This is a genomic window from Nonomuraea sp. NPDC050556, assembly GCF_044457355.1.
Lineage (GTDB): Bacteria > Actinomycetota > Actinomycetes > Streptosporangiales > Streptosporangiaceae > Nonomuraea.
In genome coordinates this window covers 1,014,765-1,037,237 of the sequence record NZ_JBITGU010000001.1, presented here as the reverse complement: position 1 = coordinate 1,037,237, position 22,473 = coordinate 1,014,765, and the positions used below count along the sequence as shown (strand labels likewise).

The window sequence follows — 22,473 nt, the reverse complement described above, 5'->3', positions numbered from 1 at the left end:
CATGGAAGTCATGTGGCGATCAACACGAAGTCGAGGAGATCCCATCCCCCTCCCCTTCTAACGTATAGCGGCCAGGGGGGCTTGCCGCAAGACCGGGGTCGTGCCGCAGAATCATCGGCCGGACACACACGGACGGGGGACCACGATGACCGAGCAATACGTGCTGGATCTTCGCGAGATTGACGACACGCAGGTCGCGACGGCCGGCGGCAAGGCCGCCCACCTGGGCGAACTGTCGCGGATCGACGGCATCCAAGTACCGGCCGGATTCTGCGTGACGACCGCCGCCTTCCAGCGGATCATGGCAGAAGCACCCTCACTCGAACGGCTGTCACACCTCGACCCGGACGACCGCGAGGCGATCCGCACCCTCAGCGCCGAGATCCGCCACACCATCGAGCAGATCACCATCCCCGAAGACCTGGCGACGGAGATCACCAACGCCGTCGACGAACACACCGCCTACGCCGTACGCTCCAGCGCCACCGCCGAGGACCTGCCCACGGCGTCCTTCGCCGGGCAGCAGGACACCTACCTCAACATCACCGGACCGGCCGCGATCCTCCAGCACATCAGCCGATGCTGGGCCTCGCTCTTCACCGAGCGAGCCGTGACCTACCGCCTGCGCAACGGCATCGACCACCAGGCCGTCCACATGGCCGTGGTCGTGCAGCAGATGGTCTTCCCCGACACCTCGGGCATCCTGTTCACCGCCGACCCCGTCACCGGCAACCGCAAGGTCACCACCATCGACGCCGGGTTCGGCCTCGGCGAAGCCCTCGTCTCGGGCCTGGTGAACCCCGACGTCTTCAAGGTCCGCGACGACCAGGTCGTCGCCGAGACGATCGCCGCCAAACGACTCGCCGTGCACGCCCTGCCGACCGGCGGAACCGTGGAAGCGGCGATCGACCCAGGACAGCAGGAACAACCGGCGCTGACACACGCGCAAGCCGTACGGCTCGCCCAACTGGGCAGGCGGATCGAAGCCCACTTCGGCCGCCCGCAGGACATCGAATGGTGCCTGACCGGCGACGACGTCCACATCGTGCAGAGCCGCCCCATCACCACCCTGTTCCCCATCCCCGCCGCCGCCGACCAGGACAACCACGTCTACCTCTCCGTCGGCCACCAGCAGATGATGACCGACGCCATGAAGCCCCTCGGCCTGTCCATGTGGCAACTCACCGCCATGGCGCCCATGCACCAAGCGGGCGGACGGCTGTTCGTCGACGCCACCCAGCAGCTCGGCTCCCCCGGCTTCCTCGACATGATCGGCAGGTCCGACCCGCTCACCAGGGACGCGCTCGAGACCGTCCGCGACTTCGTCCCCGCCTCCCCCGCGAGCAACGTGACCAGACCCGCCACCACCCCGATCGCAACCGACCCGGCCATCGTCACCGAGCTGGTCGAGCGCAGCCAGGCCTCCATCGCCGCCCTCCGCGACGACATCAGGACCAAGACCGGCCCAGAGCTGTTCGACTTCCTGATGGAGGCCTTCCAGGAACACAAACGCGTCGTCAGCGACCCGCAGAGCATGCAGGTGATCATGGCCGGGATGGAGGCCACCTGGTGGCTCAACGACCGGCTGCAGGAATGGCTCGGCGAGAAGAACGCCGCCGACGCCCTCACCCTGTCCGCCCCCGGCAACATCACCTCCGAGATGGGCCTGGCGCTCCTCGACGTCGCCGACACCATCCGCCCCCACCCGGAGGTCGTGGCCTACCTGCAGAACGCCGACGACGACGGCTTCCTCGACGAACTGCCCGAGCTCCCCGGCGGCACGGAAGCCCGCCAGGCCATCGACACCTACCTCGACCTGTACGGCATGCGCTGCGTCGGCGAGATCGACATCACCAGGCCACGCTGGCGCGAACGCCCCACCGCCCTCGTGCCCGTGATCCTCGACCATGTCAGGAACTTCGCACCCGGCGCAGCGGAACAACGCTTCGAGCAAGGACGACAGCAGGCGCAGAGGAAGGCCCAGGAGGTGCTCGACCGCCTGCTGACCCTGCCCGACGGGCAGAGCAAGGCCGACGAGACCAGACGCATGATCGACCGCGTCAGGACCTTCATCGGCTACCGCGAATACCCGAAGTACACCATCGTCACCCGCTACTTCATCTACAAGCAGGCCCTGCTCAAGGAGGCCGAGCGCCTGAAACTCCCCGACAGGGACGACGTCCACTACCTCACGTTCCAGGAACTGCGCGAAGCCGTCCGCACCGGCCACGTGGACCACGACCTCATCCAGCAGCGCAAGGACACCTTCCGCACCTACCAGGCGCTCACCCCACCCCGCGTCCTCACCTCCGACGGCGAGGCTCTCTCCGGCGCCTACCGCCGCGACGACGTCCCGGACGGCGCCCTCGCCGGCCTGCCCGTCTCCGCCGGAACCGTCGAAGGACGCGCCCGCGTCATCCTCGACATGGCCGACGCCGACCTCGAACCGGGCGACATCCTCGTCACCGCACACACCGACCCGAGCTGGACACCCCTCTTCGTCGCCATCGCCGGCCTGGTCACCGAGGTCGGCGGCCTCATGACACACGGCGCGGTGATCGCCCGCGAGTACGGCCTGCCCGCCGTCGTCAGCGTCGTCGACGCCACCAAACTGATCACCGACGGGCAGCGCATCCGCGTCCACGGCACCGACGGATACGTCGAAATCCTGCCCTGACCCATCAGCGCGGCAACACCCACCCCGGCCGCCACGTCCCCGGCGCATCATGAACGGCCCCCGCGGCCGCCAGATGAGCACGGAGCGTGACCAGCGCCGGGTGGGGGTTGTCCCGATGCCACAACAACGAATGCGGATAAACCGGCGTCGGTCCCACCACCGGGATCCGCCGCAACCCGTGACCGGCGGGCCAGACCAGCCGCGTCCCCGCCCCCAGCAACGTCGCCAGCGCCGGAGTGTCCGCCACGGTGTCCAGCAACGCGTCCGAACCGAAGTTCGGCCCCGTCGCCTCGATGCTCAGCCCGAACTCGGCGACCAGATCGTCGTAATAGACAGCCCACTCCGTGCCGGGCACCACCCCCGGCATCCAGATCCGATGCCCGGCGAGCTGCGCGAGCGTCACCGACCGGGCCCCAGCCAGCACGTGCGCGGGCCCGGTCAGCAGCTCGTGCGCCTCGTCCAGCACCCGCACCGAGACGATGTCGTCCGGCAGCGGCCTGCCAGGCACCGCGACAGCGCGGAACGTCGCGTCGATCGCACCGGACCGCAACGCCGCGACGGCCGCCTCACCGTCGAACACCATCACCACATCCAGCTCGACCTCGGGATGCACCCGATGGAAGCCACGCATCAACCCCGACTGCGCGCTGCGCGAGGCGATCACGTCGACCCGCAGCGGACGGCTACCGGCCCGCACCGACGCCACCGCCCGCTCGGCCGCACGCAACAACTCCCGCGCGTGCGGCAGGAACGCTTGCCCGTCGATGGTCAGCTCAGCACCACGCGCCGTCCGGGTGAACAGCCGGACCCCGAGCGCGCGCTCCAGCGCGGCGACGCGCTTGGAGACAGCCTGCTGGGTGACCGCCAGCTCCGCGGCGGCCTCCTGGAACTGCTTCGCGTCCACCACGGCGACGAAAGTCCGCACACTCTCGACGTCCATGCCGACACCATACAACCCCCGGTTGTGGGTCAGCGCCAGGAAGTTGTTTGATACCAGGCTAGAGCCCACGCTTTGATACGACCGATCGCCTGCCGGTTGTACACGTGAGGGAGCTTCATGAGGTTCGGATGGCTCTGGGGAGCGTACGGGACCAGCGCGCTCGGCACCTGGCTCGCCTTCGGCGCGTTCCCGCTCATCGCCATCCAGGTGCTGCGCGCAGGACCCGCCGAGGTCGCCACGCTCGCCTGCGTCGGAGCCGTCGTCGGCGCGGCCGTCGCCGTACCCCTCGGACCGTGGGTGGAGTTCCGCCGCAAACGACCCGTCCTCATCGCCATGGACCTGGTGCGTTTCGCCGCGCTGCTGACGATCCCCCTCGCCTTCGCCCTCGACGCGCTCACCTACCTGCAACTCCTGCTCGTCTCGGTCATCGTCGCGGCGGCCGACATCACCTTCCGCGCCGCCTCGGGCGCCTACCTCAAGACCATGCTGCCCGCCGAGGACCTCCTCCTCGCCAACGCCCGGTTCGAGTCCACGACCTGGACGACCACCATCATCGGACCCCCGCTGGGCGGCGCCGCCATCGGGCTCCTCGGACCGGTCGCGACGGTGGTGGCCGACGCGGTCAGCTACCTGCTCTCGGCGCTGGGCCTCGGCGCGATGGGCGGGCACGAACCGGCGCCCCAGCGGCGCGAGGTCGCCCGCCTGCGCGCCGGGGACCTGCTCGACGGCTGGCGCCACATCCTCGCCGACGCCGCGCTGCGCCGCCTCCTGCTCAACACCTCGCTGTTCAACGGCCTGGTGATGGCCGCGCAGCCCCTGCTGGCCGTACTGATGCTCGGCCCGCTCGGGTTCTCCCCCTGGCAGTACGGTCTGGCCTTCGCCGCCCCCTCGATCGGCGGGCTGATCGGCTCGCGGCTGGCCAGGCCGCTCGTCACCCGCTTCGGACAGCACCGGGTACTGGTCGCCAGCGGGGCGCTGCGCGCGGTGTGGCCCGTCGGCCTGGCGTTCATCGGGCCGGGCACGGGAGGGTTACTGCTGGTGATCGGGGTCGAGCTGGGGCTGATCTTCTGCTGCGGCGTCTTCAACCCCGTCCACGCCACCTACCGCCTCGAACGCACCGCGACCGGCCGGGTCGCCCGCACGCTGTCCGCCTGGTCGGTGACCACCAAGGCCACGACCGCGCTTCTGACGGCGGCGTGGGGCGGGCTGGGCGCGCTGCTCGGCCCGCGCACGGCCATCGGCCTGGCCGGCGTGCTTTTGCTGGCGACGCCGTTGTTCTTCCTGAGAGCGAGCGCCTTTACAAAGTAGATCTGCCGGACACGGCCAGCAGCAGCTCCAGCGCGGTGCCGCGGACCTCCCGCCCCTCCCCCGCCGCGAAGTCCGCGTCGCTCGCCACCAGGCGCAACCCCTGCGCCCGTTCCTTGCCGCCACCGAACGCCACCCCGCTCCCCAGCTGGTACCGCAGCGCGTCCAGCACCGGGGCGACCGGGTAGTCGCGGGTCAGGCCGAGTGGGCGCCGGATGTCCTCCCCGTGCACGAACGCCTCCACCAGCCGGGTCGCCTTCGGCGCAGGAGCCCCCGTGGTCCTGCCGCTCGCGGCGCGGAAGGAGGCCAGCGTCCGCTCGGGCCCGCCGGCGCGCTCACGGGCGACCCCCGCCCTGTTGTAGCGGTCGAAGTCGAACCGCGCGGCCACCAGACCGGCCACGAAGCTCAGCTTGGTGGTCTTGGCGTCGTTGACCAGGTGGGCCACCACGTCGTGGACGTCCCAGCCCGGACACAGGGACGGCGTGGCCCAGCCCTCGGCCGGGAGGGCCTCCAGGTCCCGGATCAGCGCCTCGCGCTCGGAGTGGACCACGGCCCAGATCTCGTCCATGTCGAACCCTTCGATAGAGAGCAACTGAACTGAACTGTACAGGAAAGTTATGCGGTAGGGTAATGGACGTGGGCACAGACAGCACCAGATCACCGGCGCCGACCGGCAAGCGCGCCGAGCGCAACCGGCAGGCCATCGTCGCCGCGGCACGCGCGATGTTCATCCGCCACGGCTTCGACGCCGGCATGGACCTCATCGCCGCGGAGGCCGGAGTCTCCAAGGTGACGGTCTACAACCACTTCGGCAGCAAGGAAGAGCTGTTCACCGAGGTCGTCGGCCAGGCGATGGGCGAGGCGCACAACACGATGGCGGAGCTGCGCGCCTCGCTGGCCGGGATCGAGGACGTCCGCGAGGCACTGCTGCACACCGCCCGCGCCCTGGTGACCGCCGCCGGAGACCCGTCCAGGATGGCGCTGCGCAACCTCGTGACCGGCGAGCTGCGCCGCTTCCCCCAGCTCGGCGACGCCTACTGGCAGCGAGGCCCGGCCCAGTCCGCCGCCGCCCTGGGCGAGCTCTTCTGCGACCTGTGCGAGCGCGGCCAGCTCGCGATCGCGGACGTCGAGGTGGCCGTCGTCCAGTTCTTCAGCCTCACCCTCTACCCGCACCTCATCGCCGGATCGATCGGCTCGGCCCTCCCCCACGAGCTCGCCGACCGCCTCCTCCACGAGGGCGTCGACCTGTTCCTGACCCGCTACCAGCGCGCCTCCCCACGCCGGGCTCCGGGGAACTGATCCTTGGACAGGTGGACCCTGTCGAGCTGCCCGCCTCCTTCGCCCATCGCCTCGCGCTGGTCGTCGAGTACCTGATCGCCTTCATCGGTCTCGACTTCGTCGTGTTCAACCCCTTGGTCGACGCCGTCCTGGAGGAGGGACCGGCCCTCACCATCGCCGACGGGGTGCAGGTCATCCTGTTCGTCGCCTGGCTCCCGCTGTCGCTGCTGTATCTCGGCATCGGCTGGTTCCTCCTGGGACGCGGGACCGCCAGGGACGGCCTGCAGCCGCAGCCGTCGCTGCTCGTCAGCATCGTCCCGCCGATGGTGACCGCCTCCGTCGGCGTCGTGATGATCGTCCTGCGCAAGTCGATGACCTCGGAGACCCTGCGCAGGTTCGTGGCCGCCAACTTCACCGAAGCCGACCTGGCCGACCTCCAGGTCGACGACAAGGGCCTGGTGACCGTCCTCGGCTACGCGGCCAACGTCATGGTCGTGTGCGTGATCCTCACGTCGTGGTTCCTGCTGCACGTCGGGTACGCCAGGGTCTACGCGAGCCGCTACCTCATGGACGGCGCCGGGATCCGCGTGCCCGGCGTCGAGCAGCCGAACATGCTCGACATCATCTACGTCAGCCTCACCATCGGGGTGTCGTTCGCCACCTCCGACGTCGAGCTGACCACCAGGAAGATGCGCAGGCTCGCCCTCGCCCACTCCGTGATGAGCTTCTTCTACAACGCCGCCATCGTGGCGTTCGCCTTCGGCATGATCACCCAGAGCTGAACACCCGGATCCCTGCTCTGCCCTGCCCCGCGTGAGGGCGGAGCAGAGATCGGTGTCGGAGCAGAAGCTAGCGGGGGCTCTCATCACGCCTTCATCACCGCATCCGTACGATGGCGATCGCGCGCCATCCACCAGCGGTTCAGATAGGTCAGATGTGACGGACATACAGCTCCTCGTCCTGGGTCCGCTGGAGGCGCGGTGCGACGGCACCCCCCTGCCTCTGCTGGGCGCCAGGGAGCAGAAGGTGCTCGCGGCCCTGGCGTTGGACGCGGGCCGCGCGCTCACCCTGTCCCACCTGGTCGACGTCGTCTGGGACGACGATCCACCGGCCACCGCCCGCCTGCAGGTGCAGAACGTCGTCTCCCGGCTCCGCCAGGTGTGGACCAAGGCGGGCCTGCCGCACGCGGTCGTCATCACCGAGCCGCGCGGCTACCGGCTGCGCGCCGACCTGCTGACCGTGGACGCCGGCACCTTCTCCGCCCATCTGGACGAAGCCGAGCGCGCCGAGAACCGCGGCGACCTCCCGGCAGCCGCCGCGTCCTGCCGCGCGGCGCTGGCCCTGTGGCGCGGCGAGGCGCTCGCCGGGCTGGACGGCCGCCTCCTGGGTACGGCTGCCGCCGTCTGGAACCAGCGCCGCCACAACACCCTCGAGCGCTACCTCGACCTCCAGACCCGCCTGGGCCGCTACGCCGCCGTCGTGCCAGAACTGACCGCCGCGGTCGCGGAACACCCCTACAGGGAACGGCTGGCAGCCCTGCTGATGCGGGCGCTGTACGGCTCGGGCCGCCAGGCAGAAGCGCTGTCCGCCTTCGACGCGCTGCGCCGCAGGCTCGCCGACGAGCTCGGCCTCGACCCGGGCCCCGAGATCACCCACCTGCGCCACCAGATACTCAACGCCGACCCCGCCCTCCGGCCACCGGCCACGTCCAGGAACTACCTCCCCTACGACGTAGGCGACTTCACCGGCCGCACCGAGGAACTGGAGCAGCTGCTCACCTCGACGGCGAACCGCACGGTGGCCGTCGACGGGATGGGCGGCGTGGGCAAGACCGCCTTCGCCGTCCACGCGGCCCACCGGCTGGCCCCGCGTTTCCCCGACGGCCAGTTCTTCGTCGACCTGCACGGCTTCACCCCCGGCCGCGAACCCATGACCCCGGCGGCGGCGCTGAACACCCTGCTGCGCGCCGCCGGCGTACCCCCTGAACACCTGCCCGAGGACGCCGACCAGCGGGCCGGGATGTGGCGCGCCCAGCTCGCCGGACGGTCCGCGCTCGTCGTCCTGGACAACGCCGCCGACGCCGCCCAGGTCCGCCCGCTGCTGCCCGGCGCGCCCGGCTGCCTGGTGCTGATCACCAGCCGCAGGAGGCTGCACAGCCTGGACGGCGCCCGCCACCTGTCCCTGGACGTGCTGCCCGACGAGGAGGGGCTCACCCTGTTCACCCAGGTGGCAGGGGCGGGCCACGAGGCAGCCGCCGAGGTCGTCGCGCTCTGCGGGAACCTGCCTCTGGCCATCAGGATCGCCGCCGCCCGCCTGCGCAGCCGCCCGCAGTGGACCGCCGGCCGCCTGCTCACGCTGCTGCGCGCCGAGCACGGCAGGCTCGCCGAGCTCTCCATCGACGACCGCAACGTCGCCGCCTCGTTCGCCCTCTCCTACCGCGACCTGGAACCCGGCCTGCAGCGGCTGTTCCGGCTGCTCGGCCTGCACCCGGGCACCGACGTCGACGTCCACGCCGCAGCGGCGCTCGCCGGCGCGCCCGTCGCGCGGACCTCGGCCCTGCTGGACGCGCTCCTCGACGCGCACCTGCTCGCCCAGCGCGCACCGGACCGCTACACCTTCCACGACCTGCTCCGCGCGTACGCACGCAGCGTCGCCGAGCCGGAGGACGCCGCCCTGACCCGGCTGTACGACCACTACCTGTACTCAGCGGCGGCGGCCATGGACGTCCTCGTCCCACACGAGAAGTTCCGCCGGCCCGTCCTCGAGGCGCGCCGGAACTTCGCCGACGCCGGCCGGGCCGCCGGGTGGCTCACGGCGGAACGCGCGAACCTGCTGGCCGTCGCCGCCCACGCCCCGGCCCATGCCGTACCTCTCTCAGCCATCCTGTGGCGCTTCCTCGACAGTGGCGCCCACTACGCCGACGGGCAGGCGCTGCACACCCACGCCCTGAACGCCGCCACCGACGCCTCCGGCCGGGCAGGCGCCCTGCGCGCGCTGGGCATCACGGCCTTCCGGCTCGGCCAGTACGCCCAGGCGCTGGAGACCTACGAGCAGGCCCTCCGCCTGCACCAGCAGCTCACCGACCGGCTCGGCGAGGCCGCCGCCCACGGCGGGCTGGCCATGACGCTCACCACGATCGAACGCCACGGGCAGGCGCTCGACCACTGCCGGCAGGCATTGGCGATCTATCAGGACCTCGGCCACCGGCCCGGAGAGGGCACCCAGCGCAGCAACCTCGGCGCCCTGCTGTGCCGCCTCGGCCGACACGCCGAGGCCCTCCCCCACGCCGAGCAGGCAGCGGCCATCGCCAGGCAGATCGGCGACCGCAGCGGAGAGAGCCTCAGCCTGGGCGTCATCGGTGTGGCACACGGCGGGCTGGGGCGGCACGAGACGGCGCTCGACCACCTGCAGCGGGCCCTGGTCATGCTCCGCGAGCTGGGCCACCTCCCGGACCAGGCCGTCACGCTGATCGAGATCGGCATCGTGCACGCGCGGGCGGGCCGTCCCGCCGAGGCGCTCGAACACCACCGCCTCGCTCTCACCATCGCCACCGACACCGGCGAGTCCCGCGAGCGGGCCATCGCCCTCGACGAGATCGCCCACCTCCTCGCCGGTCAGGGCGACACCGTCGGCGCGCGGCAGCACTGGCGCGAGGCACTGGAGCTGTACGGCGGGCTGGACCTCCCCTCCGCCGACCATGCCCGCGCCCATCTCGCGGGCGAGGCGTTATGCCCGCGCTGCCGCCTTTACAATGTAGATCAAACGTACATCCACGGCCGGCGCAGGTCGAAGTAGGCGAGCTCGCCCTCGAACAGGCCCATGTACGCCTCGAACATCTCCCTCAGCTCCGGCGGCGGTTCCCGGCGTTCCGCCTCCCTGGCCTCCTCCTCGCTGGTGAAGTAGGCCGCCTCGGTGTAGCCGCCGCTCTCGTCGACGGCGGACTCGCTGCCGATCAGATCGGGACGGTGGACGGTCAGCACCGGCTCGGCGTCGTGGAGCATCGTGCGCATCCGGTCCCGGTCGGCGACGCGGCCCTCGATGATCTGGACGAACCCCGCGGAGTCGGCTCCGCCGCCCCGGTACAGCACGACGTCGGAGCAGTCGTGGAAGGCGACCTCGCCGTCGAACAACCGCGACGTCTCCTCCCACCACCGCGTCTGCTCCGGCCTCGCGGAGTTGTGCGCGGCCGCCTCGCGGGAGGCGAAGCGCGCCATGGCGACGAGCGTGCCGTCGTCGGTCACGCCGGCGGTGGTACCGAGCCAGCCGTACGAGCCTGGCGCGAGCTCGCGGTGCCAGCGCTCCAGCGCCTCGTGGGTGGCGTCCGGATCGGTGACGTGGCCCTGGATGACCTGGATGAACATGGCGGCCCCCTAGCCGGAGGCGGCCTTGGCGTAGTCCGCCGCGCCGCCGGCGAAGTCGTAGGCGACGACCTGCTCGTCGCCGACCACCCACGCGTCATGCCCCGGCGGGACGACCATCAGGTCGCCCGGGCCCACGTCGGCCTCGGTGCCGTCGCTCATCCTGACGCGCAGCGTGCCCTTCAGCACGAGCCCGTTGTGGTGGACCTCGCACAGCTCGGTGCCGGCGATCGGCTTGACGCATTCCGACCATTTCCAGCCGGGCTCGAACGTGGCCACGCCGAAGCTGAGGCCGGTGAGGTTGCATACCTCGAGATGTCCCTTCGGGAAGTCACGCCGTTCGTCCGGCTTGTCGACGTTCTTGACCTCGATCATGACCCCCTCCTTCCATCCTCCCCCAGTCTCGCACCGGACATTTAACGCGTAAAGACATAAAGCAGACATGGCACACTGATCGTTATGCTGCTTCCCGGCCTCGCCGCCCTGCGCGGATATCAGCGAACCTGGCTGCGCGGCGACCTGCTCGCCGGGCTGACCGTGGCCGCGTATCTGGTGCCGCAGGTCATGGCCTACGCGACCGTGGCGGGACTGCCGCCGGTCGCCGGGCTGTGGGCGATCCTCGCACCCCTCGCCCTCTACGCCGTGCTCGGCTCCTCCCGCCAGCTCTCCATCGGCCCCGAGTCCACGACGGCGCTCATGACCGCCACCGCGATCGCCCCGCTCGCCACCGGCGACCCCGGCAGATACGCCGGGCTCGCGGCGGCGCTGGCCGTCCTCGTGGGGGTGCTCTGTCTGGGCGGATGGCTGCTCAGGCTGGGGTTCCTCGCCGACCTGCTGTCGCGGCCGATCCTGGTCGGCTATCTCGCCGGGGTCGCTCTCATCATGATCGTCGGGCAGCTCGGCAAGCTGACCGGGGTGACCGTGCACGGCGACACCTTCCTCGCCGAGCTGCGCTCCTTCGGCGGCGGGCTGCCGGGGACCCACCTGCCGACCGTCCTGCTCGCGGCCGCGATGCTGGCGTTCCTGTTCCTGCTGCAGTGGCGGCTCCCCCGCTGGCCCGCTCCCCTGCTCGCCGTCCTGCTGGCCACCGCGGCCGTCACGGTCTTCGGTCTGGACGCCCTGGGCATCAAGGTCGTCGGGCAGATCCCGTCCGGCCTGCCGCTGCCCTCGCTCCCGCCGCTGGGCTCGATGACCGACCTGCTGCTGCCGGCCGTCGGCGTCCTCATCGTCGGCTACAGCGACAACGTCCTGACCGCGCGCTCGTTCGCCGCCAAGCACAACCAGGAGGTCGACGCCAACCAGGAGCTGCTCGCCCTCGGCGCGGCCAACCTCGGCTCCGGCCTGACGCACGGCTTCCCGGTGAGCAGCAGCGGCAGCCGTACCGCCCTCGGGGACGCGGCGGGCAGCCGCACCCAGCTCTACTCCCTCGTCGCGCTCGCCGTCGTGGTGGCCGTCCTGCTGTTCGCCGGGCCCCTGCTCGCCGACTTCCCGACCGCGGCGCTGGGCGCCATCGTCGTCTACGCCGCCGTCCGCCTGATCGACGTCCAGGAGTTCCGCAGGCTCGCGGCCTTCCGCCGCAGCGAGCTCGTGCTGGCCCTGGCCGCCTGCGCCGGGGTCCTCGTCCTCGACATCCTGTACGGCATGCTGCTCGCCGTCGCGCTCTCGGTGGCCGAGATGCTCGCCCGCGTGGCCCGCCCGCACGACGCCATCCTCGGCATGGTGCCCGGCGTGGCCGGAATGCACGACGTCGACGACTACCCGCAGGCGCGGACCATCCCCGGCCTGGTCGTCTACCGCTACGACTCCCCGCTGTTCTTCGCCAACGCCCAGGACTTCCGCCGCCGCGCCCTGGCCGCCCTCGACCAGCACGAGGGCCCGCCGGTCGAGTGGTTCGTCCTGAACGTCGAGGCCAACGTGGAGGTCGACATCACCGCCCTGGACGCCGTCGAGTCGCTGCGCCGCGAGCTGACCTCCCGCGGCGTCGTCTTCGCGATGGCCAGGGTCAAACACGACCTGCGCACCTCCCTGGACGCCTACGGCCTGACCGCCTCCATCGGCCCCGGCCACCTCTACCCCACCCTCCCGACGGCGGTCGCGGCCTTCGAGAGCAGATCCAGGTAAAGATTTGGCCGTTCCGAGCGCCCGTATGCGGTGTTCGGCGGTGGTTTCGCGCGCTTTCCGCCCACCCCTGCACCAGTAGCCTTCCTACATATAGACCGCCTGGCTTCGGGGAGCACGAGATGGCACGTTCCAGCACCACCCACTGGCGCAACCTCCTGGTCGGCCTGCACGTGGTCACCTCGGTGGGGTGGATGGCGCTCGCGCTCACCCTGACGGTCCTGCTGAGCCACGGCATGCGCACCGGCGACACCCACGCCTACGTCATGGCCACCATGGTCGACGACCAGATCCTCCTGCACCTGGCCAACGCCTCGGTGTTCACCGGCCTCATGCTCGCGGGCATGACCCGGTGGGGATACACCCGCCACTGGTGGGTGCTGGTGAAGCTGGTCGTCACGCTGTCGCAGCTCCACGTCGGGATCTTCCTGCTCAATCCCCGGCTGCAGGCGCCCACGGCGGGCCTCGTGGTCGCCACCGCGCTGATGGCGGGCGCGCTGGCCCTCCAGACCTGGCTGTCGGTGGCCAAACCCTGGGGCAGGACCCCCTGGACGACCACCGCGGGCAAGCCCGAGGTGCCCGGCTGGATGCTCGCCGCCGCGATCGCCGTACCCGTCGCCGACTACCTGCTGGCCACCTTCGCCTTCGGCCACCCCGCGCCGGTCTTCACCGTCCTGGCCCTCCTCGGCTACCCGCTCAGGCGCGCGTTCCCGCTCCTCGCCCGGCGCCCCGCCACCAGGTAGACGACGGCGGCGGAGAAGACGAGCAGCGCCATCAGGTCGTTGAAGCGCAGGCCGAGGACGTAGTAGGAGGGGTCGATGCGCAACCACTCGATCCACATCCGGCCCGTGGTGTAGGCGGCGGCGTAGAGCGCGAACGTCCGGCCGCGGTCCAGCCGGAACCGCCGCTCCGCCCACAGGACGAACCCCGCCACCCCCAGGTTCCACAGCGACTCGTAGAGGAAGGTCGGATGGTAGGTGGCCGTGGACTCCAGGCCCGGCGGGCGGTGCGCCGGATCGATCTCCAGCGCCCACGGCAGCGTGGTCGGCCCGCCGTACAGCTCCTGGTTGAACCAGTTCCCCCAGCGGGCGATCGCCTGGCCGAACGCGATCCCCGGCGCGACCGCGTCGGCGAAGTCGCGCAGGTCGATGCCGTAGCGGCGGCAGGCCAGCCATGCCCCCAGCGCGCCGCCCGCGAGGGCGCCGAAGATGCTGATGCCGCCCTCCCAGATCGCGAAGGCGTGCAGCGGGTTGCGCCCCGGGCCGAAGTAGTCCTGCCAGGCGGTGGCCACGTGGTAGAGCCGGGCGCCGACCAGGCCGAACGGCACGGCCCACGTGGCGATGTCGGCCACCGCGCCGGGCGAGCCGCCGCGCGCGACCCAGCGGCGCCGGGTCACCCAGACCCCGACGAGGACGGCGAGCAGCATCAGGAGGGCGTAGGCGCGGATCGGCAGCGGGCCGAGATGCCAGACGGATTGGGAAGGGCTGGGGATGGCGGTCACGCCGTCGAGTCTGGTTCCGGTACGGCGGAGCCCGCATCGAGCGGTGCGCCGATTGTGCGATCAGTCGACTGGTTGATGCCAGCGCGACAGGAGGCTGACTAGGGTCGGCGGTATGGAGTCCAGGGAGCGGTGGCAGCACGCCTTCTTCGCGTCGTGGCTGGTGCTGACCTCGGCCGGGCCGCTGATGGAGGTGGGCGGGGTCCTGCCGGTGGTGCTGGTGGCCGGGCTGGCCGCCTGGTACGCGGTGTGGTTCGTGGTGCGCACCCCTCCCCCGGGCGACGTGCCGCTGCCGTTCGTGCTCGGCGGCGGGCTGCTGTGGCTGGGTTTGTTCGCCATCGACACCTCCTTCCTGACCGTCGCGTTGTGCGTGCTCGTGCCGTACTGCATGGACGCCGTGTGGGTCGGGCTGGCCGCGGTCGTGACCGGCGCTGCGGGCTGGTTGTGGCACCGCTTCAACGCGACCGGGTCGCTGACCTGGGGTGAGATCGCGACCACCGCGATGATGGCGGCCAGCGGGGTCATCGCGGTCGGCTACTTCGGCTCCATGGCCCGCCAGAGCGACGAGCGCAAGCGGCTCATCGACCAGCTCCGGGCGGCGCAGGAGGCGCGGGCGGCGGCCGAGCGGGAGGCGGGGGTGGCGGCGGAGCGGCAGCGGCTGGCCCGCGACATCCACGACAGCCTGACGCAGGGGTTCGCCAGCGTGGTGATGTTGCTGGAGGCCGCGCAGGCCACCGTGCCCGACAACAAGCACCTGACCCAGGCGCTCCGCGCGGCCAGGGAGAACCTGGTCGAGAGCCGCCGGGTGGTGCACGCGCTGCGGCCGGGCGAGCTCGACGCGTACGGTCTCCCCGAGGCTCTGCGGCGGCTGTCGGAACGGCTGGCCGACGAGACCGGCATCGACGCGCACACCGTGGTCACCGGCGTGCACCGGCCGCTGGACCCGCGGGTCCAGACCGAGCTGCTGCGCGTGGCGCAGGAGGCGGTGGCCAACGTCCGGCGGCACGCCCGCGCCGGACAGGTCACGCTGACCCTGTCGTACATGGAGGACCTGGTCGTGCTGGACGTCCACGACGACGGCGAGGGTTTCGACCCCCGGCAGGGCGGCTCGGGGCACGGCCTGTCGATCATGCTGGAGCGGATGGAGCAGGTCGGCGGCACGCTGCTCGTGGAGAGCGCCGCCGGGGCGGGCACCACGGTCGTGGCGAGCGCGTCGTGAGCGTCAGGATCCTCATCGCCGACGACCATCCGGTGGTGCGCGACGGCATCCGGGCGATGCTCGGCACGCAGGACGACCTGGAGGTGGTCGGCGAGGCGGTCTCGGGGGCCGACGCGGTACGGCTGGCGCTCGACCTGCGGCCCGACGTCACGCTGATGGACCTGCAGATGCCGGAGATGGACGGGGCGACGGCGATCCGCAGGATCCGCGAGCACGACCCCGCTGCCAAGGTGATCGTGCTGACCACGTACGACACCGACGGGGACATCTCGCGCGCCATCGACGCGGGGGCGACCGGCTACCTGCTCAAGGACACGCGGCGGGACCAGCTGTTCGACGCGATCCGGGCGGCGGCGCGCGGGGAGAGCGCGCTGTCGCCGGCGATCGCGGGCCGGGTGATGTCGTGGGCCCGCGCCGACGCGCCCGGCGCCCTGAGCGTGCGGGAGATCGAGGTGTTGGGCGAGGTCGCGCGGGGGCTGAGCAACAAGGCGGTCGCTGCCCATCTGTGCATCAGCGAGGCCACGGTGAAGACCCACCTGCTGCACATCTTCGCCAAGCTCGGCGTCGACGACCGCACCGCCGCCGTCACCCTCGCCGCCTCCCGCGGCATCCTCCGCCTCGGCAGCTAGGCGGCGTGGCTCCTTGGGAGCTGCCCTTGACCGCGTCCCTCGATTAGTGGTGGTGGCCCGGGGCCATGATGGTGCGTGGGGTCTGTTCCTCGGTTCCGGGTTCCACGAGGACGAACTGGCCCATCATCCCCTTGTCCTCGTGGCGCAGGATGTGGCAGTGGTACATGTACGGCGAGACCGGGTCGGTGAAGTGCCCGAACTGGACGGCCAGCCGTACCTTCGCCAGCTTGGGCACGAAGACGGTGTCCTTCGGCCCCCGCTGGTAGGCGGGCGGCGGCGCGCCGTTCACGTCCAGGATCCGGAACGCCACCTCATGGATGTGGAAGTTGTGCGCGTAGGTGGTGTTCTCGATCTCCCAGATCTCGTGGGCTCCGGCGGGCACGACCTCGTCGATGCGGGTCATGTCCATGTCCTTGTCGTTGATCTCGGAGCCGGTCAGGACGAACCTCCTGGTCCGGGCGCCGGCGGGAGGCGGCGCGGCCGCCGCGCCGCCGAGCCGCTCCGGCAGGGCGGGCGACGCGGTGAGCTGCCTGGCCGCGGTGATCCGTAGCAGGTCGAAGTCGTCCTGCTCGATGGCGTTGGCCTCCTGGGGGTTCTCCCCCACGCTGTTCATCACGACCTGCTCACCGGCGGCGAACCGGACGACGATCTCCGCCCGCTCCCCCGGGCTCAGCTTCACCCGGCCGGTCTCGACCGGCCGCTCCAGCGGGCCGCCGTCGGTGCCCACCACGTGGAAGGCGCGGTTGTCGGCGAAGCCGATCCGGTAGACGCGGGCGTTGGAGGCGTTCAGCAGCCGGAACCGGACCAGCTCAGCGCCCACCTCCAGCGACGGGTCGAGCGTCCCGTTGACCAGGATGCGGTCGCCGAGGAAGCCGAACGTGCCGGAGTCGACCCGCCCGTCGTTCAGGCTGCCGTCGCTGTTGAACCGCTTGTCCTGCACGATCAGCGGGATGTCGTCGACGCCGTAGGTGTGCGGCAGCTTCGGCCCGCCGGGCGCGTCGATGATGAACATGCCCGCCAGCCCGCGGTAGACGTGCATCGCGGTCTTCTCGTGCAGGTGCGGGTGGAACCACGACGTGGCGGCGGGCTGGTCGAGCGTCCACTCCGGCGTCCAGGTGGCGCCGGGCCCGATCATCTGGTGCGGCCCGCCGTCCATCTTGGCGGGCAGCCGCATCCCGTGCCAGTGGAGCGTCGTCGCCTCGGCCAGGCGGTTGGTTACGGCCATCCGGATCCGGTCACCGCGCGTGGCGCGGACCGTGGGGCCGAGGTAGGCGCCGTTGATCCCCCAGGTGGCGGTGGTCTTGCCCGGCAGGAACTGCGACCTGCCGTCGGCCTGGAGGAGCAGCTCGAACCGCTTGGCCCCGTCGGCGTCGACCTTGGGCTCCAGCAGCGGGGGGATCCGCAGCTTGGTGGCGAAAGCGGGCCCCTCGACGGGATCGGCGCCGCAGGCCGCGGCCAGCCCGGACACCGCGGCGAGCACGAGGAAGCGTCGACGCTTCAAGATTCCCCCAGGAGCACATTTAGGACAAACCGTAATTAGTCCTCAAGAATCCCGCATGGAGGCCCCTAGAAGAAGGCGCGATCCGGTCAGCCTGCGGGCCGATCTGGCCACACGCGCTAACCCGCGAAGGCGGCCAGGATGATCTTCATGACCCCCGGCTTCTCCGCGGGTGACTTGGCGTCCACCGAGGTGTAGGAGTACACCAGCGTCCGCACGGGCTCGCCGACCCCGTCTGGGTGGCGGACGCCGCCCATGCCCGTCAGATATCCGTACCGCCCGCCGGTCTTGCCCCACATCACCCCGACCCCCGGCAGCTCCAGCCTGGTCAGGCCCATCGAGTAGCGGCCGCGGCTGCCGTCGGCCAGCACCGGCCCGGTGAACATGTGCTCCAGCTGCCCCGCCGGGACCACCTCGCCGCGGAACAGTGCCAGGGTGAAGCGCTCCAGGTCGGCCGTCGTGGAGACCAGGTTGCCCGCCGCCCATTCGAACGAGTGGCCCCACACGGTCACGTCGACCAGCTTGCCGTCCACCTCCTGGTAACCCCGCACGTGCGGCCCGTGCAGGAACGGGTCGTCGGTGGGGAGCGAGGTGTCGCGCAGGCCCAGCGGACGCAGGATCCTGGCGGCCACCTGCCGCTCGTAGCTCGACCCGGTGACCTTCTCGATCAGCATCCCCGCGACCGTGTAGTTGATGTTGAGGTAGTTCTGCCTCTCACCGGGGTGGAACTCCATCGGAGCCCGTACGGCCAGCGCCACGATCCGCGCCGGGGACCAGTGCTCGAAGCTCCGCCGGTAGATCTCGTCGAACCCGTCGGCGAGGGCGGCGGGGGGCAGGCCGCTGGTGTGGTTGAGCAGCTGCCCGACCGTGACCGGCTCGTAGGAGGCGGGCAGCAGGCCGGGCAGGTAGTGCTGGACGGTCTGGTCGAGGCCGACCTTCCCCTCGGCGGCGAGCTGGAGCACGACGGCGGCGGTGAAGACCTTGGTGACGCTCCCGGCCCTGAATTTCGCCCTGGCCGGGACGGGCCGCCCGGTGCGCAGGTCGCGCACGCCCGAGACGCCCTGCCAGCTACCGGCGCTCCCGCCCACCCGGACCTGCGCCGAGGTGGCCGCGGCGTCCGGCAGCCCGGCGATGGCCTGGCTCAGCGCGACCGGGTTGACCGGGGGGAGCTCCTGACGGACGACGGCGGCCGGCGTCGCGGCCAGGGCGGCGGGCGCGGCGCCGGTGAGGACGGCGAGGGCCAGTCCGGCCACGGCGATGCGGCGAAGCTTCATTCTGTGCCTCCAGGTGGGTCTCGTCGGTGAGACCAATCCTGGAGACCCGGACCCTGCGGCGAATCCCCGGCACGAGCGGTCTTAGGGCTCCCTCGTGCGGGGGATCCCGAGGAGGTCGGTGCCATGGGCGAGCCGCCCCACCACCTGTTCGAGGTCGCGCACCCGCGCCCGCAGCTCGATCAGCTCCGCCGCTGGGTCGCCCCCGAGCCTGGCCCCGACGGGCACGGTGTCCGGCGACACCGGGCCGATCAGGTCCCGCAGCCCGGACACCACGAGCGCCCCGTCCCCCGTCCGCACGACCAGCCCGTCCCCCTGCCTGGCCAGCACCGTGCCCGGCGGGCAGGCGGGGACCGTGCCGGTCTGCTGCGCCCCCGTCCCGATCGCGAGCTTGACCCCGTCGTGCCTGGTCCAGGCGGTACGGCCGGGCAGACGGGCCGCGCGGATGGTGGCGTGGATGTCCCGGGTGGGGCGCTCCCACCCGATCTCATCCCATTCGGGCGGCCACAGGAGCGCCGCATGAGGCGTGTGCGTGGAGACGCCCGATCCCAGCAGGCCGTCGACCCGGGCGGCGATCTCGTCGGCCAGGACGTCTCCGTCCTTGCCGTCCAGTTCGACCTTGAAGGAGGTGACGTTGTGCGGATCGCGCAGTTCGAGGAGGAGGGAGGGTTCGTGGGCGAGGATCGCCCAGGCGAGCGGGTCGCCGGGAAGTCCCGGCGCCCGGAGCTCGACCTGCGCGGGGCCGGAGAAGATCGACAGCACGCCCCCGGGCGCCTCGGCGAGGTCCCGGCCGCGCCGTACCAGACCGTCGGCGATCGCGACCGCCGACGGAGTGTGAGGGGTCGTCACGAAGCAGCGCTCCTTACTGGGTCGGTACGGCGGAGCAGCAGCATCCACGCCAGGACAAGGGTCGTGAGGCCGCCCGCCACGACCATGGCGAACCCGGTGCCGAACAGGTCGGCGACGCCGGGCCACAGCAGGTAGGAGAGGCTGAAGCAGCCGTTGACGAGCATGCGGCGCAGGGCGAACACCCGCCCGATCTCCTCCCCGCCGCTCTCCGTCTGGTAGATCATCGCCGCCCCCACGATGATCAGCGTGTGCACGCACCCGTCGAGGGCGCCGACCACGGCAGCGGCGGCCGGATGGAGGCCGACCAGCAGCACGGTCAGCACCGCCAGCGGCGCGCAGCCGAGCGCGGCGGTCCGCAGCAGGGCGTGCCCCGACCACGAGCCGCGCCCGATCACGAAGGACGTCAGCAGGGCCCCGGCGCCCGAGGCGGCGAAGAACGGCCCGGCGGCGCCGCCGCCCAGAGCGTCGTTCAGCAGCACCAGCCCGAGGATGTCGGTGGCGCCGAAGAGCAGGAAGTAGGCGGCCTCCGCGCTGATCACGCGGGACAGGACGGGGTCCTCGACCACCCGACGGACCGTCTCGCGGCCCGCCTGGAGCGGGCGGGGCAGCGCGGGATTGCCGGGCAGCGGGGCCAGCAGGAACCCGGTGGCCGCGCAGACCGCGAACGACAGCAGGTCGCACCAGAGCACCACCACGATGCCCGCGCCCTGGTAGAGCAGGGCGCCGACCAGCGGTCCGACCACCTGGTTCACGCCGCTGATCGTGCTCGACGTGACGACGAGCCCGCGCTGGGAGTCCGAGGGAGCGCCGTGCTTGAGTACGGCCTGCGCCGACGGCAGGGAGATCGTGGTGGCCGCCTTCCCCAACGCCATGGCGGCCAGCAGTCCGGGAAAGGACTCCAGGCCCACGGCCAGGAGCAGGCCCCCTGCGGTCACCACGCTGCCCAGGTGCGACGCGATGAACAGCAGCCGCTTGTCGTAGCGGTCGACGAGCCATCCCGCCCAGGGCGCGAGCACCACGACGGGGGCGATCTTCACCGCGTACGACAGCCCGGCCATCAGCGCCGACCCGGTCGTCTCCAGCACCCACAGCGCGATCGCGATGCCGGTGAGCTGGTCGCCGAGCGCCGACAGGCCGCGGCCGGTCAGCAGGGCGGCGATGCCCTTCCTATACGGCACGCGCCCCTCCCAGCTCGGCCGCGTAGCCGGGTTTGCTCTGCGTGGTGGGGGTACGGCCCAGCCAGGCGGTCAGCCGTTCCGCCCAGCCGTCCAGGCCGGTGAGGCTCTGCGGCTCGCCGTGCCCGTGCTCGATCTCCAGCCAGTGCGTCTCGGCCAGAACCCGGCCGCCGGGATCCTTGAACACGCAGCGATCGAGGCTCAGGTACAGCGGGACACCCTGCGCGGGCGCGGTGCGCAGCTTGCGCCGGTGCTGGGTCACGCTGGCGTACGGCCGCAGCAGCCCGGGGGTGACGCGCGAGCGCACGTAGGCGACGGGCGGCAGCTCGGGGTCGTCCAGCGCCTCGATGATCGCCGCGCTGTCGATGGGGTGCTCCACCTCACGCGCGTCCCGGCGCCCCGCGCCGACGCCGACCGTCTCCTTGCAGACGACCCAGGCGGTCGCGGCGCCCGCCCCGTGGTTGAGCAGGACCGACAGGGAGATTCCCGCCGCGTTGAGGGTGAAGCGGTCGTCGTCCAGATAGACGCTGGACTGCGTGAGGAGCGCCCTGAGCCCCGGCGGGTGGCCCTCCGGCGGCGGCGTCTCGGCCAGCAGCCGGTCGAGGAAGTCGTCGTCCGGCGCCTGGCCCAGCAGCCACTTGTACTCATACTCGATCGCCATGGACCCCGCCGCTCAGGGTGAAAACGTCCACCTGTCCGTCCGCCAGCCCGGTGGCCGCCCTGACGACCTCGCGGATGATCGGCGCGCAGGACGAGGGCGGCTGGAAGTGCCCGGAGGAGTTGTTGAGGATCACCGCGGCCATCTCCTCTCCCCCGAGGAAGATCACCTCGCCCGCCGCCTGGACGCGCAGGCGGTCGGGGACGAGCATCGGGTGGGCCACCGGGATGCCGCCGATGGTGGCCCGGTTGCGGCCGAAGGCCAGGTCGGCCAGGGCGAAGGCCCGGTTCCAGACGAGGAGCCTGCCGCGGTCGTCTATGACGTACATGTAGCAGCGGCCAGGCTCCAGCGGCGCCAGCACCGGGGTGGTGACCTCGACGAGGTCGGCGGCGACCGCGGGCACGGCGGGCAGGTACCGCTCGTCGAAGAACGCCCGGTCGAACTCGATGGTCGGCGGACTGCCGGCGACGACGCGCGCGTATCTGGCGCTTCCCGGTGTGGCCCAGCCACCTGCCTGGTAGGCGTGCTGGATGTCGTCACGCAGATCGGCCACCTTGACCTGGAGGATCGGCGACGACGGGTCCTGGGCCAGCAGGCCTCTCAGCCGGATGAGCTGGTCGTAGAGGATGAAGCGGGTGGCCTGCGAGACGGCGCCGTATCGCCGCTCGGACACGGCTCGCAGCTCGTCCAGGTGCAGGCACTCGCGCAGGTGGGGATTGAACACGGCACTCCGTACACGAAAGGGGCGGCGGCCGGTGAAAGCGCCGCCGCCCCGCCTCTGTGTGGCGCTGTTTACGGCTCGGTGCTGTGCTCGCCGCGCGACGCCAGCGCGTGGAACCCCGCGTCGGAGCCTTCCAGAGCCTGCAGGTCGCCCACGATGCCGCGGATCGTGCTGACTTCGAACATGATGATGCCTCCCGTCCTCGTAGATGCCAGCCCCCGTGATCTTGCAGCTGGTCGAGACCCATCGTGCGGGATCGGCCACGTGGCGGGCTTGAAC

The 22,473-nt window shown here is 71.5% G+C and carries 20 protein-coding genes; 9 read left to right on the top strand and 11 right to left on the bottom strand.

Going from position 1 to position 22,473, the window contains the following annotated elements:
- Positions 1-145: 145 nt before the first annotated feature.
- Entirely contained in the window at positions 146-2,677 is a 2,532-nt protein-coding gene (rph, locus tag ACIBG8_RS05090; protein ID WP_397341222.1) for a rifamycin-inactivating phosphotransferase, read from the top strand.
- 4 nt (positions 2,678-2,681) lie between these two features.
- Here the strand turns inward: rph and ACIBG8_RS05085 are convergent, their stop codons facing one another.
- The gene (locus tag ACIBG8_RS05085; RefSeq protein ID WP_397341221.1) at positions 2,682-3,617 is read right to left on the bottom strand and encodes a LysR family transcriptional regulator; all 936 of its coding nucleotides are present in this window, start codon (positions 3,615-3,617) and stop codon (positions 2,682-2,684) included.
- A gap of 117 nt (positions 3,618-3,734) precedes the next feature.
- Here ACIBG8_RS05085 and ACIBG8_RS05080 point away from each other — a divergent pair, with 117 nt between their 5' ends.
- Positions 3,735-4,925 (top strand): MFS transporter, encoded by a 1,191-nt coding sequence (locus ACIBG8_RS05080; RefSeq protein ID WP_397341220.1) that lies wholly within the window; start codon positions 3,735-3,737, stop codon positions 4,923-4,925.
- Here the strand turns inward: ACIBG8_RS05080 and ACIBG8_RS05075 are convergent.
- Positions 4,915-5,490, bottom strand: coding sequence for a maleylpyruvate isomerase family mycothiol-dependent enzyme (locus ACIBG8_RS05075; RefSeq protein WP_397341219.1), 576 nt, complete (start codon positions 5,488-5,490; stop codon positions 4,915-4,917). The genes ACIBG8_RS05080 and ACIBG8_RS05075 overlap by 11 nt on opposite strands.
- A 68-nt stretch (positions 5,491-5,558) precedes the next feature.
- Between ACIBG8_RS05075 and ACIBG8_RS05070 the strand changes: the two genes are divergently transcribed.
- The 3 genes from ACIBG8_RS05070 (at position 5,559) to ACIBG8_RS05060 (ending at position 9,995) form a co-directional block, all read left to right on the top strand.
- Positions 5,559-6,221 (top strand): TetR/AcrR family transcriptional regulator, encoded by a 663-nt coding sequence (locus ACIBG8_RS05070; RefSeq protein ID WP_397341218.1) that lies wholly within the window; start codon positions 5,559-5,561, stop codon positions 6,219-6,221.
- Positions 6,222-6,232: 11 nt separating this feature from the next.
- Entirely contained in the window at positions 6,233-6,982 is a 750-nt protein-coding gene (locus tag ACIBG8_RS05065) for a DUF1345 domain-containing protein (protein ID WP_397341217.1), read from the top strand.
- A gap of 154 nt (positions 6,983-7,136) precedes the next feature.
- On the top strand, positions 7,137-9,995 hold the full coding sequence (locus tag ACIBG8_RS05060) for a BTAD domain-containing putative transcriptional regulator (RefSeq protein WP_397341216.1): 2,859 nt from the start codon (positions 7,137-7,139) through the stop codon (positions 9,993-9,995).
- Here the strand turns inward: ACIBG8_RS05060 and ACIBG8_RS05055 are convergent.
- Both ACIBG8_RS05055 and ACIBG8_RS05050 read right to left on the bottom strand, forming a co-directional pair.
- Complete coding sequence (locus ACIBG8_RS05055; RefSeq protein WP_397341215.1) at positions 9,959-10,561, bottom strand: hypothetical protein; 603 nt, start codon at positions 10,559-10,561, stop codon at positions 9,959-9,961. The two genes, ACIBG8_RS05060 and ACIBG8_RS05055, sit on opposite strands and share 37 nt — an antisense overlap.
- A gap of 9 nt (positions 10,562-10,570) precedes the next feature.
- On the bottom strand, positions 10,571-10,933 hold the full coding sequence (locus ACIBG8_RS05050) for a cupin domain-containing protein (RefSeq protein ID WP_397341214.1): 363 nt from the start codon (positions 10,931-10,933) through the stop codon (positions 10,571-10,573).
- A gap of 84 nt (positions 10,934-11,017) precedes the next feature.
- Between ACIBG8_RS05050 and sulP the strand changes: the two genes are divergently transcribed.
- On the top strand, positions 11,018-12,679 hold the full coding sequence (gene sulP / locus ACIBG8_RS05045; RefSeq protein ID WP_397341213.1) for a sulfate permease: 1,662 nt from the start codon (positions 11,018-11,020) through the stop codon (positions 12,677-12,679).
- A 119-nt stretch (positions 12,680-12,798) separates the two neighbouring features.
- Positions 12,799-13,419: a hypothetical protein gene (locus ACIBG8_RS05040; protein ID WP_397341211.1), complete on the top strand. Its 621-nt coding sequence runs from the start codon at positions 12,799-12,801 to the stop codon at positions 13,417-13,419.
- Here ACIBG8_RS05040 and lgt read toward each other — a convergent pair.
- Positions 13,365-14,177, bottom strand: coding sequence for a prolipoprotein diacylglyceryl transferase (gene lgt / locus ACIBG8_RS05035; RefSeq protein WP_397341210.1), 813 nt, complete (start codon positions 14,175-14,177; stop codon positions 13,365-13,367). The two genes, ACIBG8_RS05040 and lgt, sit on opposite strands and share 55 nt — an antisense overlap.
- A gap of 112 nt (positions 14,178-14,289) precedes the next feature.
- On the opposite strand from lgt, the gene ACIBG8_RS05030 reads away from it, so the two are divergent.
- Both ACIBG8_RS05030 and ACIBG8_RS05025 read left to right on the top strand, forming a co-directional pair.
- Positions 14,290-15,393 (top strand): sensor histidine kinase, encoded by a 1,104-nt coding sequence (locus ACIBG8_RS05030; protein ID WP_397341209.1) that lies wholly within the window; start codon positions 14,290-14,292, stop codon positions 15,391-15,393.
- Positions 15,390-16,022: a response regulator gene (locus ACIBG8_RS05025; RefSeq protein ID WP_397341208.1), complete on the top strand. Its 633-nt coding sequence runs from the start codon at positions 15,390-15,392 to the stop codon at positions 16,020-16,022. Before ACIBG8_RS05030 ends, ACIBG8_RS05025 begins: the two co-directional genes overlap by 4 nt.
- A 43-nt stretch (positions 16,023-16,065) precedes the next feature.
- Here the strand turns inward: ACIBG8_RS05025 and ACIBG8_RS05020 are convergent, their stop codons facing one another.
- The 6 genes from ACIBG8_RS05020 to ACIBG8_RS04995 form a co-directional block, all read right to left on the bottom strand.
- Positions 16,066-17,523 (bottom strand): multicopper oxidase family protein, encoded by a 1,458-nt coding sequence (locus tag ACIBG8_RS05020; RefSeq protein ID WP_397341207.1) that lies wholly within the window; start codon positions 17,521-17,523, stop codon positions 16,066-16,068.
- Positions 17,524-17,639: 116 nt separating this feature from the next.
- Positions 17,640-18,794 (bottom strand): serine hydrolase domain-containing protein, encoded by a 1,155-nt coding sequence (locus ACIBG8_RS05015; protein ID WP_397341206.1) that lies wholly within the window; start codon positions 18,792-18,794, stop codon positions 17,640-17,642.
- Positions 18,795-18,875: 81 nt separating this feature from the next.
- Positions 18,876-19,640, bottom strand: a complete 765-nt coding sequence (locus ACIBG8_RS05010) for a hypothetical protein (protein ID WP_397341205.1) — start codon at positions 19,638-19,640, stop codon at positions 18,876-18,878.
- Positions 19,637-20,818 carry an MFS transporter gene (locus ACIBG8_RS05005; protein ID WP_397341203.1) on the bottom strand — a complete coding sequence of 394 codons (1,182 nt, stop codon included), beginning with the start codon at positions 20,816-20,818 and terminating at the stop codon, positions 19,637-19,639. The genes ACIBG8_RS05010 and ACIBG8_RS05005 overlap by 4 nt, the downstream gene beginning before the upstream one ends.
- Positions 20,808-21,476 (bottom strand): hypothetical protein, encoded by a 669-nt coding sequence (locus tag ACIBG8_RS05000; protein ID WP_397341202.1) that lies wholly within the window; start codon positions 21,474-21,476, stop codon positions 20,808-20,810. Before ACIBG8_RS05000 ends, ACIBG8_RS05005 begins: the two co-directional genes overlap by 11 nt.
- Positions 21,460-22,197, bottom strand: a complete 738-nt coding sequence (locus tag ACIBG8_RS04995) for a hypothetical protein (protein WP_397341201.1) — start codon at positions 22,195-22,197, stop codon at positions 21,460-21,462. Before ACIBG8_RS04995 ends, ACIBG8_RS05000 begins: the two co-directional genes overlap by 17 nt.
- Positions 22,198-22,473 lie beyond the last annotated feature (276 nt).